General features: G+C 65.6%; 11 protein-coding genes. 6 read left to right on the forward strand and 5 right to left on the reverse strand.

The genetic code is table 11. The annotated features are described in order from the left end of the window. Positions 1–30: 30 nt before the first annotated feature. Positions 31–3,474 carry a chromosome segregation protein SMC gene (smc, locus tag V8J55_RS04070; RefSeq protein WP_336444457.1) on the forward strand — a complete coding sequence of 1,148 codons (3,444 nt, stop codon included), beginning with the start codon at positions 31–33 and terminating at the stop codon, positions 3,472–3,474. Between the two features lie 2 nt (positions 3,475–3,476). On the opposite strand, the gene ubiA is transcribed toward smc, so the two are convergent. From ubiA to V8J55_RS04090, 4 genes are all read right to left on the reverse strand, one after another. Next, positions 3,477–4,385 carry a 4-hydroxybenzoate octaprenyltransferase gene (ubiA, locus tag V8J55_RS04075; RefSeq protein ID WP_336444458.1) on the reverse strand — a complete coding sequence of 303 codons (909 nt, stop codon included), beginning with the start codon at positions 4,383–4,385 and terminating at the stop codon, positions 3,477–3,479. Between the two features lie 159 nt (positions 4,386–4,544). Further along, the gene (locus V8J55_RS04080) at positions 4,545–5,228 is read right to left on the reverse strand and encodes a TadE/TadG family type IV pilus assembly protein (RefSeq protein ID WP_336444459.1); all 684 of its coding nucleotides are present in this window, start codon (positions 5,226–5,228) and stop codon (positions 4,545–4,547) included. Continuing rightward, positions 5,216–5,824, reverse strand: coding sequence for a TadE/TadG family type IV pilus assembly protein (locus tag V8J55_RS04085; RefSeq protein WP_336444460.1), 609 nt, complete (start codon positions 5,822–5,824; stop codon positions 5,216–5,218). Before V8J55_RS04085 ends, V8J55_RS04080 begins: the two co-directional genes overlap by 13 nt. After that, a complete protein-coding gene (locus V8J55_RS04090; protein WP_443030811.1) occupies positions 5,821–7,371 on the reverse strand; it encodes a pilus assembly protein TadG-related protein in 1,551 nt (516 codons plus the stop codon). Before V8J55_RS04090 ends, V8J55_RS04085 begins: the two co-directional genes overlap by 4 nt. Between V8J55_RS04090 and V8J55_RS04095 the strand changes: the two genes are divergently transcribed. From V8J55_RS04095 to V8J55_RS04115, 5 genes are all read left to right on the forward strand, one after another. Continuing rightward, positions 7,313–7,453, forward strand: a complete 141-nt coding sequence (locus V8J55_RS04095; protein ID WP_336444462.1) for a hypothetical protein — start codon at positions 7,313–7,315, stop codon at positions 7,451–7,453. The two genes, V8J55_RS04090 and V8J55_RS04095, sit on opposite strands and share 59 nt — an antisense overlap. A 197-nt stretch (positions 7,454–7,650) precedes the next feature. After that, a complete protein-coding gene (locus tag V8J55_RS04100) occupies positions 7,651–8,400 on the forward strand; it encodes a 16S rRNA (uracil(1498)-N(3))-methyltransferase (protein WP_336444463.1) in 750 nt (249 codons plus the stop codon). Between the two features lie 161 nt (positions 8,401–8,561). Then, the gene (locus V8J55_RS04105) at positions 8,562–10,472 is read left to right on the forward strand and encodes a proprotein convertase P-domain-containing protein (RefSeq protein ID WP_336444464.1); all 1,911 of its coding nucleotides are present in this window, start codon (positions 8,562–8,564) and stop codon (positions 10,470–10,472) included. Between the two features lie 107 nt (positions 10,473–10,579). Beyond that, positions 10,580–11,953: a glutamate--cysteine ligase gene (locus V8J55_RS04110; RefSeq protein WP_336444465.1), complete on the forward strand. Its 1,374-nt coding sequence runs from the start codon at positions 10,580–10,582 to the stop codon at positions 11,951–11,953. Between the two features lie 274 nt (positions 11,954–12,227). Continuing rightward, positions 12,228–14,489, forward strand: coding sequence for a TonB-dependent receptor (locus V8J55_RS04115; protein ID WP_336444466.1), 2,262 nt, complete (start codon positions 12,228–12,230; stop codon positions 14,487–14,489). 46 nt (positions 14,490–14,535) lie between these two features. Here V8J55_RS04115 and V8J55_RS04120 read toward each other — a convergent pair whose 3' ends face one another. Further along, the gene (locus V8J55_RS04120) at positions 14,536–15,933 is read right to left on the reverse strand and encodes a methyltransferase family protein (RefSeq protein ID WP_443030785.1); all 1,398 of its coding nucleotides are present in this window, start codon (positions 15,931–15,933) and stop codon (positions 14,536–14,538) included. Positions 15,934–16,034 lie beyond the last annotated feature (101 nt).

Here is a 16,034-nt window from a genome sequence, read left to right on the forward strand (position 1 = left end):
CCGATTCGATGAGCTGCACGGGGTTATCCCGTGCAGATAAAGCGGCTGCGCCTGACTGGTTTCAAAAGCTTCGTCGAACCCACCGAACTCCGCATCGAACCCGGGCTGACCGGCGTCGTCGGCCCCAACGGTTGCGGCAAGTCGAACCTGCTCGAAGCGATCCGCTGGGTGATGGGCGAATCCAGCCCCAAATCGATGCGCGGCGGCGGGATGGAGGATGTGATTTTCGCCGGCACCTCGACGCGCCCGGCGCGCGATTTTGCCGAAGTCGCGCTCCATTGCGATACCGAGGGCGCGCTCGTCGCGGGTCTCTCGGACTCGAGCGACGGTGACGATCTCGAGGTCATCCGCCGCATCGAGCGCGGCGCGGGCAGCGCTTATCGCGCCAACGGCCGCGACGTGCGCGCGAAGGACGTCGCGCTGATCTTCGCCGACGCCGCGACCGGCGCACACAGCCCCGCGCTCGTCAGCCAGGGCAAGATCGCGAACGTCATCGCCGCCAAGCCGACCGATCGCCGCGCGATGCTCGAGGAAGCCGCGGGCATTGCCGGGCTCCACGTGCGCCGCAAGGACGCCGAGCAAAAGCTGCGCGCGACCGAAACCAACCTAACGCGCCTTTCCGAAATCGTCGCCGACATGGAGGTGCGCGCGAACGCGCTACGCCGGCAGGCGCGCGCGGCGGAAAAGTACAAGAAACTCTCCGACGATATCCGCATATACGAGGGGCGCCTGATCTATGCGCGCTGGCGCGACGCCGCCGCCGCGGCCGATCAGGCGCGGCGCGATGCCGACGCGGCCGAGGCGGCGGTCAAGACCGCACAGGACGAACTTGAAACCATATCGAAGGCGCAGACCGAGGTCGCAACGCGCGTCGCCGCGGCGCGCAGCGACGCACAGGCACAGCGCGACGCGCTCGCCGAGGCGACCGCAACGCAGGTGCGCTTGCAGGGCGAGGAGCGCGCGGCGCTCCAGCGGCTCGACGATCTGGCGACGCAGCAACGGCGCATCGCCGACGACCGCGCGCACGAAGGCGAACTCGCGCGCGAAGCCCATGCGGCGCTAACCGCACTCGACGCCGAGACGAGATCGCTGGCGCAGGAAATCGCCGGGCACGATGCGGGCAAGGCCGCGCTCGCCGATGCCAGTCTTGCCGCGCAGACGCGCCTCCGCGACGCCGAAGTGGCGCTGGCACAGGCGCGCGCCAAGGCAGCGAGCGAAGCCGCCGACCGCCGTATCGCCGTATCGGCCCGCGACAGCGCCGAAGCTGCCGTACGCCGAGTTGCCAATGACAAGGCGCGCGTCAACGCCGAGGTCGCCGCGCTCGGCGACAGCGCCGCGCTCGCCGCGACGCTCGCTGACAGCACGAAGGCAGCCGAGGCCGCGGAGGCCGCGATCGCCGCCGCCGAAAACGCGCTGCAGGAAGCCGAGGCCGATCGCGAGGCGACCGCCGCGGACCTTGCAGGCATCGAGGCGGGCCTCGCCGAAGCGCGCGCCGCGCTCGCCGCGCTCGAAGGCGAGGCGTCGACGCTCGAACGCGCGCTCGCCGCGGCGCGCAGCGATGCCGACCGCATTCTCGACCAGCTCCGCGTCGCGCCGGGCTATGAAGCCGCGCTCGCCGCCGCGCTCGGTGACGACCTCGACGCCGGGACGGACAAGGACGCCGCGCGCAGCTGGGGCGGCGCCGATGCCGCGAAAAGCGATCCCGCGCTGCCCGCCAGCACCAAGCCACTCGCCGAATTTGTGAAGGCCCCCACCGCGCTCGCACGCCGCCTCGCTCAGGTCGCAGTAACCGAGGCGGACGGCGGCCAGCCGCTCGCGGTCGGCCAGCGCCTCGTCACCACTGATGGCGTGATGCGCCGCTGGGACGGGTTCGTCACGCGCGGCGACGGCGCGACCGCGACCGAACGGCTGCAACGCCAGAACCGCCTCGACGAACTCGCCGCGCAGCGCCCGCAGGTCGAACTCGGGGTGCAGGACCTGCGCGACCGGCGCGATGCCGCCGCCGCAAAGGCGTCCGACCTGACCGCCGCCGCGGCAGCCGCGCGCAAGGCGCTCGCGCAGGCCGACGAGGTGCGGCGTAGCGCGCTGCGCGCCGCCGATCAGGCGCAGGCCGCGATCGACCGCCACCGCGACGCCGCGGCGCTGTTCGACCGCCGCCTCGCCGAAATCGCCGAAGCTGCGAAGGACGCCGCCGAGCAGCTCGCGGTGCAGGAAGCCGCGCTCGCCGCGCTGCCCGACGACAGCATCGCGCGCGCAGCGCTCGAAGCCGAGGAGCAGACCGCAGAACGGGCGCGCGCCGACGCCAATGCCGCGCGCGATGCGCTGGCAGCGCACGAACGCACGCTTGCCAGCCTGAGCGAACGGCAAGCGGTCGTCAGCGCCGAGATCAAGAGCTGGAAGGCGCGCGCGGGCGAGGCCGCTCGCCGCGTGACCGAAATGGACAAGCGCGCCGAGGCGCTGGCCGCCGAAGCCGCGAAGCTCGCCGACCTCCCCGCCAAACTCGCGCAGCAGCGCGCCGCCGCCGAAGCACAGCAGGCCGAGCTGCGCGAAAAGGTCGCCGCGGCCGAAGCGCAGGAACGCGCCGCCGAGGCCGCGCTGCGCGAGGCCGAAACCGCGCTGAATGCGATCCGCGAGCGCGTCGCCGCCGCGCGCGAAACGCGTGCCGGCGCGATCGCCCGCTCCGAAAACGCCGAACTCCGCCGCATCGAGATGGGCCGCCTGTCGGGCGAACGCTTCGAATGCCCGCCGCCGCTGCTGCCGCAAAAGGCCGGGTTCGAATCAAGCAGCGTCGGCGACGCCAATGCCGAATCGGCGCAGCACGACCGGCTCGTTGCCGACCGCGAACGGCTCGGCCCGGTGAACCTCGTCGCCGCCGACGAGCTCGCCGAACTCGACACCGAGCGCGAGAAGAACGCCGCCGAGATCGAGGAGCTGACGCAGGCGGTCCATCGCCTGCGCGGCTCGATCGGCAATCTCAATCGCGAGGGCCGCGTCCGCCTGCTCGCGGCGTTCGAGGCGGTGAACCAGCATTTCCAGCGGCTGTTTACGACCCTGTTCAACGGCGGACAGGCGCATCTCGAACTCGTCGATTCGGACGATCCGCTCGAAGCCGGGCTCGAAATCATGGCGCAGCCGCCGGGCAAGCGCCTCGGCACGCTCACCTTGCTGTCGGGCGGCGAACAGGCGCTGACCGCCGTGGCGCTGATCTTCGGCCTGTTCCTGACCAACCCCGCGCCGATCTGCGTCCTCGACGAAGTCGACGCGCCGCTCGACGACGCGAATATCGAGCGTTTCTGCGACCTGCTCGACCGCATGGCGCGCGAAACGAACACACGTTACCTGATCGTCACGCACAATGCGGTGACGATGGCGCGCATGCACCGCCTGTTCGGGGTGACGATGATCGAGCGCGGCGTCTCGCGCCTCGTCTCGGTCGACCTCGGCGGCGCCGAGGAACTGCTCGCGGCCGAGTAGCTTTAGGGCGCCATTCCCACCACCAGCATCGCCGCGAACACCAGCAGCCCCGCGAACCGGTTGCTGCGGAACTTCGCCAGCGCATCCTCGCCGTTCGCCGGGTCGAGCGTGACGACCTGCCCCGTCAGATGCACCGCCGCGGGCAGCAGCGCGATCAGCACCAGCGGATCGGGCCGCACCGCCCATAGCGCGCCGCCCCAGCAGGCGAGCGCGAGCGCGTAGCATATCGCGACCCCGCCCCGCACATGACGCCCCATCGCGCGCGCGCTCGACTTCACGCCGATCAGCATATCATCCTCGATGTCCTGCAGCGCATAGATGGTGTCATATCCGATCACCCACGCGATACAGCCGGCATAGAGCAGCGGCAGCGCAGCGCCCTCAGCCCCGCCCACCGCGACCCACGCGACGAGCGCGCCCCAGCTGAACACCAGCCCCAGCCACGCCTGCGGCCACCAGGTGATCCGCTTCATAAAGGGATAGCCCGCGACGAGGATCAGGCTGCCGAGCGCGACGATCTGCGCCGGGCGCGGCAATTGCAGCAGCACAAGCAGGCCGACGAGCGATAGCAGCGCCGTCCACAGCAGCGCGTTCCGAACCGACACCGCGCCGCTCGCGACCGGGCGCGACGCCGTCCGCGCCACTTTCGCGTCGAGGTCGCGGTCGACGATATCATTATAGACGCATCCCGCCCCGCGCATCGCGATCGCGCCGATCAGCATCCACAGGAACAAGGGCCAGTGGCTGACCGCGCCGCCGCCGAGCGCAAGCGCCCACGCGCAGGGCCAATAGAGCAGCCACCAGCCGATCGGCCGGTCGAACCGCGCGAGCAGCGCATAGGGCCGCGCCGCGGAGGGCAGCAGGGCGACGAAACCGCGAAGCTGGCTATCGGGAGGATGGGTGGCAGTCATCGATGCGCGGGCGATAGCATGCGGAGCGGCATCGACAAATGGGATATGGTTGGCTGGTCCACTTCGGCCCGATGCGCTGGATCGGGAAAGGGCGCGCCCCCACTGCGGCCATCACGACGTCGGCATGGTGAGCCATCCCCGGGCGCATCGAGCGCCCGTCTATGCCGGGACGGGGCAGGTTGCGGTGGCCACGCCGCTTGAGGGAGAAACGCCGTTCGTCAGATTGCGGTTCTCGCGGATATTGAACGCCGCGGTCATATGGATCCTTCGCGGACCGAGCCAGACACCGAAAACCAACGGCTGATAGTCATAAACGATTTCGACGAACATGATCGCCGATCCGGGTGGAGCGGCAATTTGTCTGCCCTGCGGCCCCATGCCGGCGATGGTCGGTTTGCCAACCGCGCCATCGCCTTCCGCGCCAAAGGTTGACGCAACCGAAAGGTCACCGAAACAGCGCTGCCAGTGCAGCCACTGGCCGCCGTTCGCATTGCGCTCGAGGCTGGACAGGATGATTCGTCCGTGCCGTTTGAAATCGAGCCTGCCCGACTGCTTTTCCGCGCCAATGAAAACTTCCTGGATATCGGCCTCGGAAACGGTTGGCACGGTCAGGCTGGTACCCGACGCCATGCGCGAGGCATTATCGGCGGTGTTCAGAGCAAGTTGGCTGACGTGCGTGTGCGCCAACGCCAAATTGGCGAGTTCCAGCCCGCCAAAGCCAAGCACGGCGAAAAACGGAATGCACGCTGCCATTTCGATGATCACCGTCGCGCGCCGGTCGCGCAGCAGACCCGCCGATTTGACGAGCAAACGAATTGGGGTGACAGATTTCAGGAGACGCATACCCGTTTCCTTGTTGCTGCTACGGTCGCATAGGGCTGGTTGCGCAGCACTGTCGACGATGTCAGCGTCATCTGCTGCGACTGACCGAGGATCTTCCAAACCGGAAGGATGCGCTCGATCTTCGCTGTCGCGGTATACAGCACGACGTCGCTTGCGCCGCCGTTACCGCTCCGACCTTGGTCCTGATTATCCCAGCTATTGTTGCCGTTCATGTCGTCGAAACATTCGCCCTTGTCCGCTTTGCCGTTATTATTCGAATCCTCCAGCGCCTCGCGCTGGCCGACACCCGAAAAGTCCTGATACGCTTTACGGCTGAATTCCAGGCTGGCGTTGCCGATCACGTCTTTGACCTTGTCGCGCACGGCGTCATCGAGCAGTTTCTGTTTGTCTGCGGTAGCGTTGCCCTCAAGCGTCGACAGGCGCGAGGCGTCGCCGACGGCGCCTTGCAGCACCTGCTGCGCGTACATTTGCCAGCTATAGTCGAAAATCCCCATGACCAGCAGCAGAAACATCGGTGCGGTCAGAGCAAATTCGGTGATCGCGGTGCCCCGGCGATCGTGGCGCATGCGGCGGACGAAAGGAATGAATCGGATCATTTCGACAACCTCAGCTTGGAAATCTGTCCAGCGATCTGCGTGAAGATCGTCGAGAGTGTTGCGCTGTCCGGCGCCTTGTACGCCGCACCCGAAGACGCGCAATAATCGAGCGGTCCATAATCGTCGACGCTGGTGCTGAACGCGATCACCCAGATGGTGATACCTTCGGCTTTCGCGGCATCGCACAACAGCTTCAACCGATTGTTATGACGCGCGATCGATGCATTCTTGTCCGACCCGCCGATGCGCGGAATCGCCTGCTCCATTCCCTGATGCGAATAATAGTCGCGCGGCGTATTCATATCGCCGTCGGTCATGAAGATGATATGACGCCCGACCGTCTGCTCGTCGGTGCGAACATTGTCCGCTTTGAACAACCCGTTCGGCGAGATCAATCGTGTCCCCCATACCATGCCGGCATCATGATAGGTATAACCGACGGCATGGAGGTTATCGATCTTCTCCCCATACACCGAGATGTTGGCCTCGTTCCGCGCGCTTCCCTGTTTCATGATCTCCAGGTTCATCGCTTCGGAAGTCGTGCATTGGGCGTAACTGCTTGGGGTATTGCCGATGCTGTTGTTGTTGCTTGTCGTGGTACTCGACCCTGTCCCCGAGCGGGTCCACGCCAGCGTCGGCAGATAGAGTTTCCACTTGGTGCTATCCCGCGCGTCGGGGACCATGTTGACGTTCAAATCAAAGGCGTCGGCAGGGATCGTCGTTGTCGTAGCCGTGACGGCCGTGGTGTAGGTGTAACGTTCCATAACGCAGCCGCCCCATGTGGCGCTTTGCGTTCCGCTTTGGTTGATGCCGGTGAACCCGCTCGTGTTGCCCCCCACGGCGACGCCCGCCACATTGAAGTCGCGATCCTCAAGCGTGTACCGGTTGGCGGCGCCGGGCTTGTTCCACGTCCGTGACGGGATCCTCACCGTGTCCGAAATCCAGCTCGCATTCTTCTTTTTCAGGATTCTTCCGACATTGGCCGCCCCCCCATAGGGGACCATGCCAACACGAAGCGTTCCTTCATTGCTGCTGGTCGACAGCAGGGTATCGAGGAATATGCGAGCTCCGCTTTTGAGACCCGCGAGGCGCGAGCTCGCCACCGGCGCCACGTTGTCGTTGTGGGGATACCAGGTCATCGACGTCGTAATATCGAGCACCAGCATCACGTCGACGTTCGCGATTTCCAGCTTGGCGCCGCAATTTGCGGTCAGGTTGAACGCGTCGAAGCCGAACATATACATTATTTGGGCCGGGAGCCGGGTCGACGCCGTGCCGGCGACTTCCGAACCCGCCGGCACCCATGACGAGGAAAACGCGACGTTCTGGCTGCCGTATAGGCCGGCGGGATAATTGAACGCGAACATGTTGCTCGCCTCGGTCTTCGCGGCGTCGCTATAGGTCGATCCGCTCATATAGCGGCGGCCCGCCAGCACCCCGGCGTCGCAGGCCTGTTGCAGGCGAAGCTGCGCCATATAGCCGCGGCCGATGTCGATCGCCGACCCGACGATGCCGATCACCGGAACAATCGCGGCCGCCGTCAGCATCAGGGCATTGCCGCGCCGGTCGCGCAAAAGCTTTGTGGCGCCGAGCCGCAGCCGGCTGAATACGGTCCCTCGCATGGCCTAACCCCTCTTCGCCCCGCGACGCCCCCCCACTAAATTGGGCCGCTGGCATCCTCGCACCTAGGGGAGGACTGCTTACCAAAATGCTAATCGGGGGCGGGTCGACCGGTCCGGAACGGCGGTTTTGACCCGGACCGGGACAGGCTGCATCACCTCACGGCAAAGGATGCACAAAATATCGCCTTCTGTTATCGGCCTCCCATGCCCGCGACTCCTGCCTGGCCGCCCGCCAGCACACCCCGCCTGTTTGTCGATTTGCCGCTGGGGCCCGACGCCGCCCCCATGATCGACGGTCCCGCCGCGCATTATCTGCTCAATGTGATGCGGATGAAGGCGGGCGATCCGATCCTGCTGTTCGACAATATCAGCGGCGAATGGCTCGCGGTCGTTGCCGATACCGCGAAACGCTCGCTGACGCTGCGCATCGAGCGGCAGGTCCGCGAGATCGAGCAAGTGCCCGACCTCTGGTTGTGCTTCGCGCCGGTCAAGAAGGCGCGGCTCGACTGGATCATCGAAAAGGCGACCGAGCTCGGCGTCAGCCGCCTGCAGCCGGTCATCACCGAACGCACGATCGTCGAGCGCGTCAAGCGCGAGCGGCTCGAGGCGCAGATCGTCGAAGCGTGCGAACAATGCGGGCGCACCGCGCTTCCGACGCTCGCAGAGCCCGTCAAACTGCCCCAACTCCTGAAGGAATGGCCCGCCGGGCGCGCGCTGCTGTTCGCCGACGAAGCCGGCGGCGCGCCGCTGGCCAGCATCGACGCCCCAGCGCCAGCGGCGATCCTCACCGGCCCCGAAGGCGGCTTTACCGCGCGCGAGCGCGAGCTTCTGATCGGCCATCCCGCTGTCCGCCGCATCGCGCTCGGCCCCCGCATCCTGCGCGCCGAAACCGCGGCGATCGCCGCCGTCGGCATCTGGATGGCGCAAAATGGCGATTGGTCGGCGGGCGTCTGAGCCCCCAATCTGTCCCGTTGCCGCACAGAAACGTAACCAGGTCGCCGATTTTAACCCGATATTAGCTATGTGCGAGCCATAGCGGCGCCATGCAACGGCGGGACCAGAGCCGATACTGCTGGCGTGGGGGCCAGTGTTTGCAGTCTGTGCGAGTATGTCTCATGCTCGTTTGGCTGGCGGTGACGCTTGCCAGCAATCCCGCCGCCGCACAGACGACCACCAGCTACAGCAACACGGCGACCGGCACGATCAGCGAAACCGCGACCGCGTGCGCCAGTCCGATGGTGCGAAATTTCACCGTCGCCGCGAACGCACAGGTCACCGATGTGAATATCGGCGTCCAGTTCACGCACAGCTATCGCGGCGACGTCCGCGCGACGCTGGTTTCGCCGGGCGGAACCGTCGTCAATCTGATCACCAATGTCGGCACCTCGGCCGACAATCTGAACGTCCTGTTCGACGACAGCGCGGCGGCGAGCATCTCGACCCATACGAGCAACGACAACACCGCCGCGGCGCCGCCCTATCAGCGCACATTCCGTCCAGAGGGATCGCTCGCGAGCTTCAACGGACAGGGTTCGGCGGGGACGTGGCAGCTCACGATCTGCGACTCGCTCAATGGCGACAGCGGCAACTTCACGCGCACCGACCTGACGCTCACGACGGTACCGATCGCGCCGTCCGCAGACCTGTCGCTGACCAAGTCGGTGAGCAACGCAGCGCCTGCGCCCGGCGCCAGCATCAATTATATATTGAGCGTCACCAACGCGAGCGGCTCGGCGCTGACAGCAACCGGGGTGACGGTGCAGGACACGCTTCCCGCGGGCTTCGCCTTTACCGGCGCGTCGGGTTTCGGCAGCTACAACAGCACGACCGGCGTGTGGACGGTCGGCAGCATCCCGCCCGGAACGACGCGAACGCTGACGATCACCGGCACCGTCACCGCCACCGCGGGGGCGAGCGTGACCAATATCGCCGAGGTCAGCGCGTCGTCGGCGTTCGACGCCGATTCGACGCCGGGCAACGGCGCCGCGGGCGAGGATGACTATGATTCGGCGAGCTTCACCGTTTCGGGCACGCGCACCGCGGGAACACCGCCGACGCTCGTCTGCCCCGTCGGCACGACGATGCACGACTGGGACGGCGTCACCTGGGCGGCGGGAACGACGAGCGGCAGCTATGCCTTGACCGCGATCGGCACGATGAATTTCAATATCGGCATCAGCGGCGGCGCATTCCTGAACAATGCGACCTATGGCGGGCAGTCGCCGACGCGCCAGAATGTCGTCACCGGCGGTTTCTCGCCCGCGCAATTTTCGATCTTCGAGATCGTCGATATGTCCAGCCAGGCGGGCGTCGTCACCACGACGATGACGCTGCCGACCGCGGTTCCCGGCGCGCAGTTTCGCCTGTTCGACATTGACTATGCCGGGGGCCAGTTCGCCGACCGGGTGACCGTGACGGGAAGTTTCAACGGATCGCCGGTCACGCCGACGCTGACCAACGGCGTCAGCAATTATGTCATCGGCAACAGCGCCTATGGCGACGGCACCTCGGCCGACGCCAGCGCGAACGGCAACGTCGTCGTGACCTTTGCTGCGCCGGTCGATACTATCGTCATAAGCTACGGTAACCACGGCCTGGCGCCCACCGATCCGGGGCAACAGGCGATCGCGATCCACGACATCATTTTCTGCCGCCCGACCGCGAACCTGACGATCGCCAAGACCAGCAGCGTCGTCAGCGACCCCACCAACGGAACGACAGATCCAAAGGCGATCCCCGGCGCAACGATGCGCTATTGCATCCTTGTCACCAACAATGGCAGCGGCACCGCGACGGGCATCAACATCGCCGATCCGCTGCCCGCAAGCACGACCTTCGCCCCCGGTTCGCTGCGCAGCGGCACGAGCTGCGCGGGCGCGACGGCGGTCGAGGACGACAATGCGAGCGGCGCCGACGAAAGCGATCCGTTCGGGGCATCGATCGGCGGCACGATTGTCGCCGCGACCACGCCGACACTCGCACCCGGCAACGCCTTGGCCATCGCCTTCGACGTGACGATCAATTGATCGGCATGGCGCCCGGATCGCGCTTCACGACGCACCTTCGCGCCGCGGTGAAATAGCGGGCGCCAACAGCCGATTGCATTCTGTACCGAACCGTATAATGGCGCGATATGAGCACGCGCACCGCCTCGGACAGCAACGATCCCATCGTCGAAAGCCGCGACCAGCTCGCGGTTCCCATGATCAAGGGCGAAAAGCCCAAGGAGCGCTGGCGCATCGGCACCGAGCACGAGAAATTCGTCTATCGCACCGCCGACCATCGCGCGCCCAGCTATGACGAACCCGGCGGCATCCACGACCTGTTGATGGCGCTGACGCGCTTCGGCTGGGAACCGGTGATCGAGGGCGGAAAGGTGATCGCGCTCGCGGGCAGCGATGGCACCGTCAGCCTCGAACCCGCAGGCCAGCTCGAACTCTCCGGCGCGCCGCTCGAGAACCTGCATCAGACCTGCGCCGAAACCGGCCGCCACCTGAAACAGGTGAAAGAGGTCGGCGCCGAACTCGGGCTTGGTTTCCTCGGGCTCGGCATGTGGCCCGACAAGACGCGCGCGGAGCTGCCGATCATGCCCAAGGGGCGCTACAAGATCATGCTCGACCATATGCCGCGCGTCGGCAGCATGGGGCTCGACATGATGCTGCGCACCTGCACCGTCCAGACCAACCTCGATTATCAAAGCGAGGCCGACATGGTGCAGAAGTTCCGCGTGTCGCTGGCGCTGCAACCGCTCGCGACCGCGCTTTTCGCCAGTTCGCCCTTTACCGAGGGCAAGCCCAATGGCTTCATGTCGTACCGCAGCCATATCTGGACCGACACCGATCCCGCGCGCACCGGCATGCTGCCCTTCGTGTTCGAGGATGGCTTCGGCTATGAGCGTTATGTCGACTATATGCTCGACGTGCCGATGTATTTCGTTTTCCGCGACGGCAAATATATCGACGCCGCGGGGCAGAGCTTCCGCGACTTCCTGAAGGGCGAGCTTCCCGCCTTGCCCGGCGAAAAGCCGCGCCTCTCCGACTGGAACGACCATCTCTCGACCGCCTTCCCCGAAGTGCGGCTGAAGAGCTTCCTCGAAATGCGCGGCGCCGACGGCGGCCCCTGGAACCGCATCTGCGCGCTTCCCGCGCTGTGGGTCGGCCTGCTCTACGACCAGGGCGCGCTCGACGCGGCATGGGATCTGGTCAAGGGCTGGAGCATCGAGGAACAGCAGACGCTACGCGACGCCGTCCCGCGCGACGGCCTTTGCGCCCCCGCCCCCGGCGGCGGCACCGTTGGCGAACTCGCGCACCGCGTCCTCGACATCGCCGCCGCGGGGCTCGCCGCACGCGGCGAGGTCAATTCGATGGGCGACAACGAAGTCGGCTTCCTCGAACCCCTCCGCCGCATCGCCAAGAACGGCAAATCCCCCGCGCACGACCTGCTCGACCGCTACGAAGGCCCATGGGGCGGCGACCTCTCGAAGATCTACGACGAGCTGAGCTTCTAAAACTAACCTCGTCATTCCCGCAAAAGCGGGACCCAGCCCAACTAAAAACCGGCGCGGCAGCGCCATGCCGCTCCGTCGTCACTGGGTTCCCGCTTGCGCGGGAATGACGAAGGAAGGAATGATGCACGCCCGCAAAAGTGCAGCAAATACGCAACACTGCTGACACGAAAGTCAGCGGCGCGCGCTTCCGCGATTGATTGCGCGCGTGCGGAAAGCCAAAGAGCCTTTGGTTTTTCCACTCTCCCATCATCAACTCTGTTTCAGGAAGCTCGCCATGCGCCACTTTCCTTCCACTATTGCTATAAGCATCGCTCTCGCCACTTCGGCCTGGGCCGCCCCCGCCGCCGCGCAGGACACCGCTCCCGTCGCCGAAGAATCGGGCCTCGGCGACATCGTCGTCACCGCGCAGCGCCGCGAGGAAAGCCTGCAGGACGTACCGGTGGCCGTCTCGGTGCTCTCGGGCAACACGCTCGACGCGATCACCTCGACCGGTTCGGACGTGCGCGTGCTCGCGGGCCGCGTCCCCAGCCTGAACATCGAAAGCTCGTTCGGCCGCACCTTCCCGCGCTTCTACATCCGCGGCCTCGGCAACACCGATTTCGACCTCAACGCGTCGCAGCCGGTCAGCCTCGTCTATGACGACGTCGTGCTCGAAAATCCGATCCTCAAGGGCTTTCCGATCTTCGATCTCGATCGCGTCGAAGTGCTGCGCGGGCCGCAGGGCACCTTGTTCGGCCGCAACACCCCCGCGGGCATCGTCAAGTTCGACACCGTCAAGCCCGGCAAGGCCGGCGGCTATGCGCGCGCCAGCTATGGCCGCTACGGCACGACGCAGGTCGAGGTCGCGGCGGGCGCCGCCGACGACAATGGCTTCTCGGTCCGCCTGTCGACGCTGTTCCAGCACCGCGACAATTGGGTCGACAATATCGCAACGACCAAGAAGAACGATCTCGGCGGCTATGACGACATCGCCGCGCGTCTCCAGCTCCAATATGAAAACGGCCCCTTCACCGGCCGCGTCACCGGACAGGTCCGCATCTATGACGGCTCGGCGATCATCTTCCGCGCCAATACGCAGCTTCCGGGCAGCAACAAGCTCGTCGGCCTCGGCGGCGCTGGCACCGAATTCAAGCGCGACGAAGTCTATCAGGACGGGCTGAACTTCCAGAAGCTCAACACCTATAACGCCGGGCTGAACCTCGAATATGACTTCGGGCCGGTGACCGCTTACTCGATCACCTCCTACTGGAACGGCAATTTCCGCAGCCGCGGCGACATCGACGGCGGTTTCGGCGCGGCGTTCCTGCCCGTGTCGGGTCCGGGGCTGATCCCGTTCCAGGCGCAGAGCCAGGACAATGTCCCCAGCCTCGACCAGTTCACGCAGGAAATCCGCATCGCGTCGAACAACAGCGGCGGGCTCGGCTATCAGTTCGGCGCCTTCTATTTCGACGAAAAGCTCGACATTTCGAGCTTCGAGTTCGGTGGCCCGACCGACGCGACCCCCTCGGCGATCGCGATCCAGCGTCAGGACAGCGAAGCTTACGGCCTCTTCGGCTCGGTCAATTACGAGTTCGACAATGGCTTCAAGCTGCAGGCCGGCGCGCGCTACAACCATGACACGCGCGATTTCGTCGCGTCGCGTCCGGTCGAAACGCGTCCGCCCTTCGTCGTAAACCCGAACACGCCGGTCCCGCCGCAGGCGGCAAAGGTCAAGGGCAAGCTGCTGACGTGGGACGCCAGCGCGACCTATGAAGCATCGGACGACGTCACCCTCTACGCCCGCGTCGCGCGCGGTTATCGTGCCCCGTCGGTACAGGGCCGCCTGACCTTCTCGCGCGTCATCTCGACCGCCGATCAGGAAGAGACGATGTCGTACGAGGCGGGGATCAAGACCAACTTCCTCGACAACCGCGTCCGCTTCAACCTGACCGGCTATTATTTCGACACCAAGGACCTTCAGTTGACCGCGGTCGGCGGCACGTCGAACGTCGCGAGCCTGCTCAACGTCGACGCCAAGGGCCATGGGATCGAGGCCGAGTTGCAGGCGGCGCCCGCCAAGGGGCTGACCTTCTCGATCGGCGGCGCGTGGAACATCGCCAAGATCGACGATGCCAACGCCTTCGTCGCGGGCTGCGGCTCGGCGACGCCGTGCACCGTGCTCGATCCGGCGCGTCCGGGCAGCCCCGGCATCTTCTCGATCGACGGCAACCAGCTGCCGCAGTCGCCGAAGTGGACGCTCAACTGGACCGCGGGTTATGAAATCCCCGTCGGCGACGGCGCCATCTATGCCTTCACCGACTGGTATTACCGCTCGAAGGTGCAGTTCTTCCTCTATCGCTCGGTCGAATTTTCGGACGACAAGCTGCTCGAGGGCGGCGTCCGCGTCGGCTACAAGACCGATCGTTTCGACATCGCGGGCTTCGTGCGCAACATCACCAACGATGAATCGCCGACCGGCGGCATCGATTTCAACAATCTGACCAGCTACGTCAACGAACCCCGCATTTACGGGATCGAGGCGGGCTTCAAATTCTAAAAGCGTTCAATCCTCCCCGTCGCGGTGCGACGGGGAGGATATTCCATCAGGCAACCGGCCCGACTCTCTCGTCGGGCTCCAGCCGGACGAGCGGACGCGTCCGCCCGGTCAACCGCGCGAAGAAGCGCGGCACCAGCGCATGCGCCTGCGCCCAGTTCCAGTAAGCGACATAGGCCGGATCGGCGAGGAGATGCTTCTCCTCGGTCTTGGCACGCCAGTAATAGACGCCGCTGACCAGCCCGAGCAGGATGACATTGCGTGCGCCCTCGACCCAACCGCCCGCGGTGACGAGGAAAGGCAGCGAGCCGATCCACCAGGTCAGATTCTTCGAGATATAGGCGGGGTGGCGCGTGAACATGTACGGCCCATGCGTGATGATGCCGCGGTGCGTCAGGTTCGAAAAGCGGATGCCGAATGCCATCGTCGCCCAGCTATAGACCGCGGTGAGCAGCACGAGAGCGATCGCCCAGACGGCCAGCAGCGTTTCATGCCCCGCGAGCCAATAGCCCCAGTCGGAGCCGTACATCTGATAGTCGAGGGGCCCGCCGTTCATCAGGATAAATGGTGGATAACACACGAGTGCCGCGACCCACGCCATCCCATAGGGGTTGGCGGTGCGGATATGCGCGTCGAGCGGCTTCAGGGTCAGGATGTAGCCGACCGTCGCGATATGGACGTCGACCAGATAGAGGAAATTGATCGTCCAGATCCCGGTCTTGTACGGGTTGGCGAGGATTTCGCTCAGCGGCACCGTGACCAGCGCCGAAAAATTGCCCGGCACGATCGACAACATGAAGGCCGTGAAAAAGCCCTTCACCGCCCAAGCGCGCAGATGATGGCCGATTGCCTTGCCGTCGACGGGCTGGCCGGGCGCGATCAGCCAGCGCCCGAATTGCCAGCAACCGTCGCGTGGCTCGATCATGCGGCGGTCGAGCCACAGCATATAGGGCACCGAAACGAGCAGCAGCCACGGCGCAACGGTCTCGAGCAAATTCATCGAAAAGGCGTAATTGCCCTCCCAATAATAGCGCATCGTCGCATAGATCAGCGCAATCAGCCCCCAGGTCGCCCACATTCCGGCGAGCTTGGTCAGGCTGATGTCGAGCGTCTCGCGCCACGGGCGGCGCTGCGCCCAGTCGATCCCGGTCGACGGATTGCGGTGAACCTTGTCGACGAGGATCGACCACAGCACCATCGGCCCGCCGCAGGCAAGCACACTCGCGATCGCCGAATTGGGTCCGTTCATCGCCCCGCGGGTCCCCCAGTCGATGCCGAAGAGGGCCGCGAGCTCAGGCGCAAAACGCGCGATAAGCAAATAACTCACCAGACCGGCGAGACCGACGATGCCCACCCCGGCGCTGACGGCCGAGCGCGGCCGGACGCCCGCCGGCGCGGTCGGGGCGCTTGCCGATTCGTCAGCGTCGGATGGAGCAGATTTCGCCATGATATTCACCCGCTTAGCGTTACCCGAAAATGGTAAGCAAGCCGTCAATCGCATTTTCCGATTCGCGAGCGTTTTCCTGCCAAAATGGCGGCGTTCCGACA

It is taken from the genome of Sphingopyxis sp. CCNWLW2, assembly GCF_037095755.1.
In the GTDB taxonomy this organism is placed as follows: Bacteria; Pseudomonadota; Alphaproteobacteria; order Sphingomonadales; family Sphingomonadaceae; genus Sphingopyxis.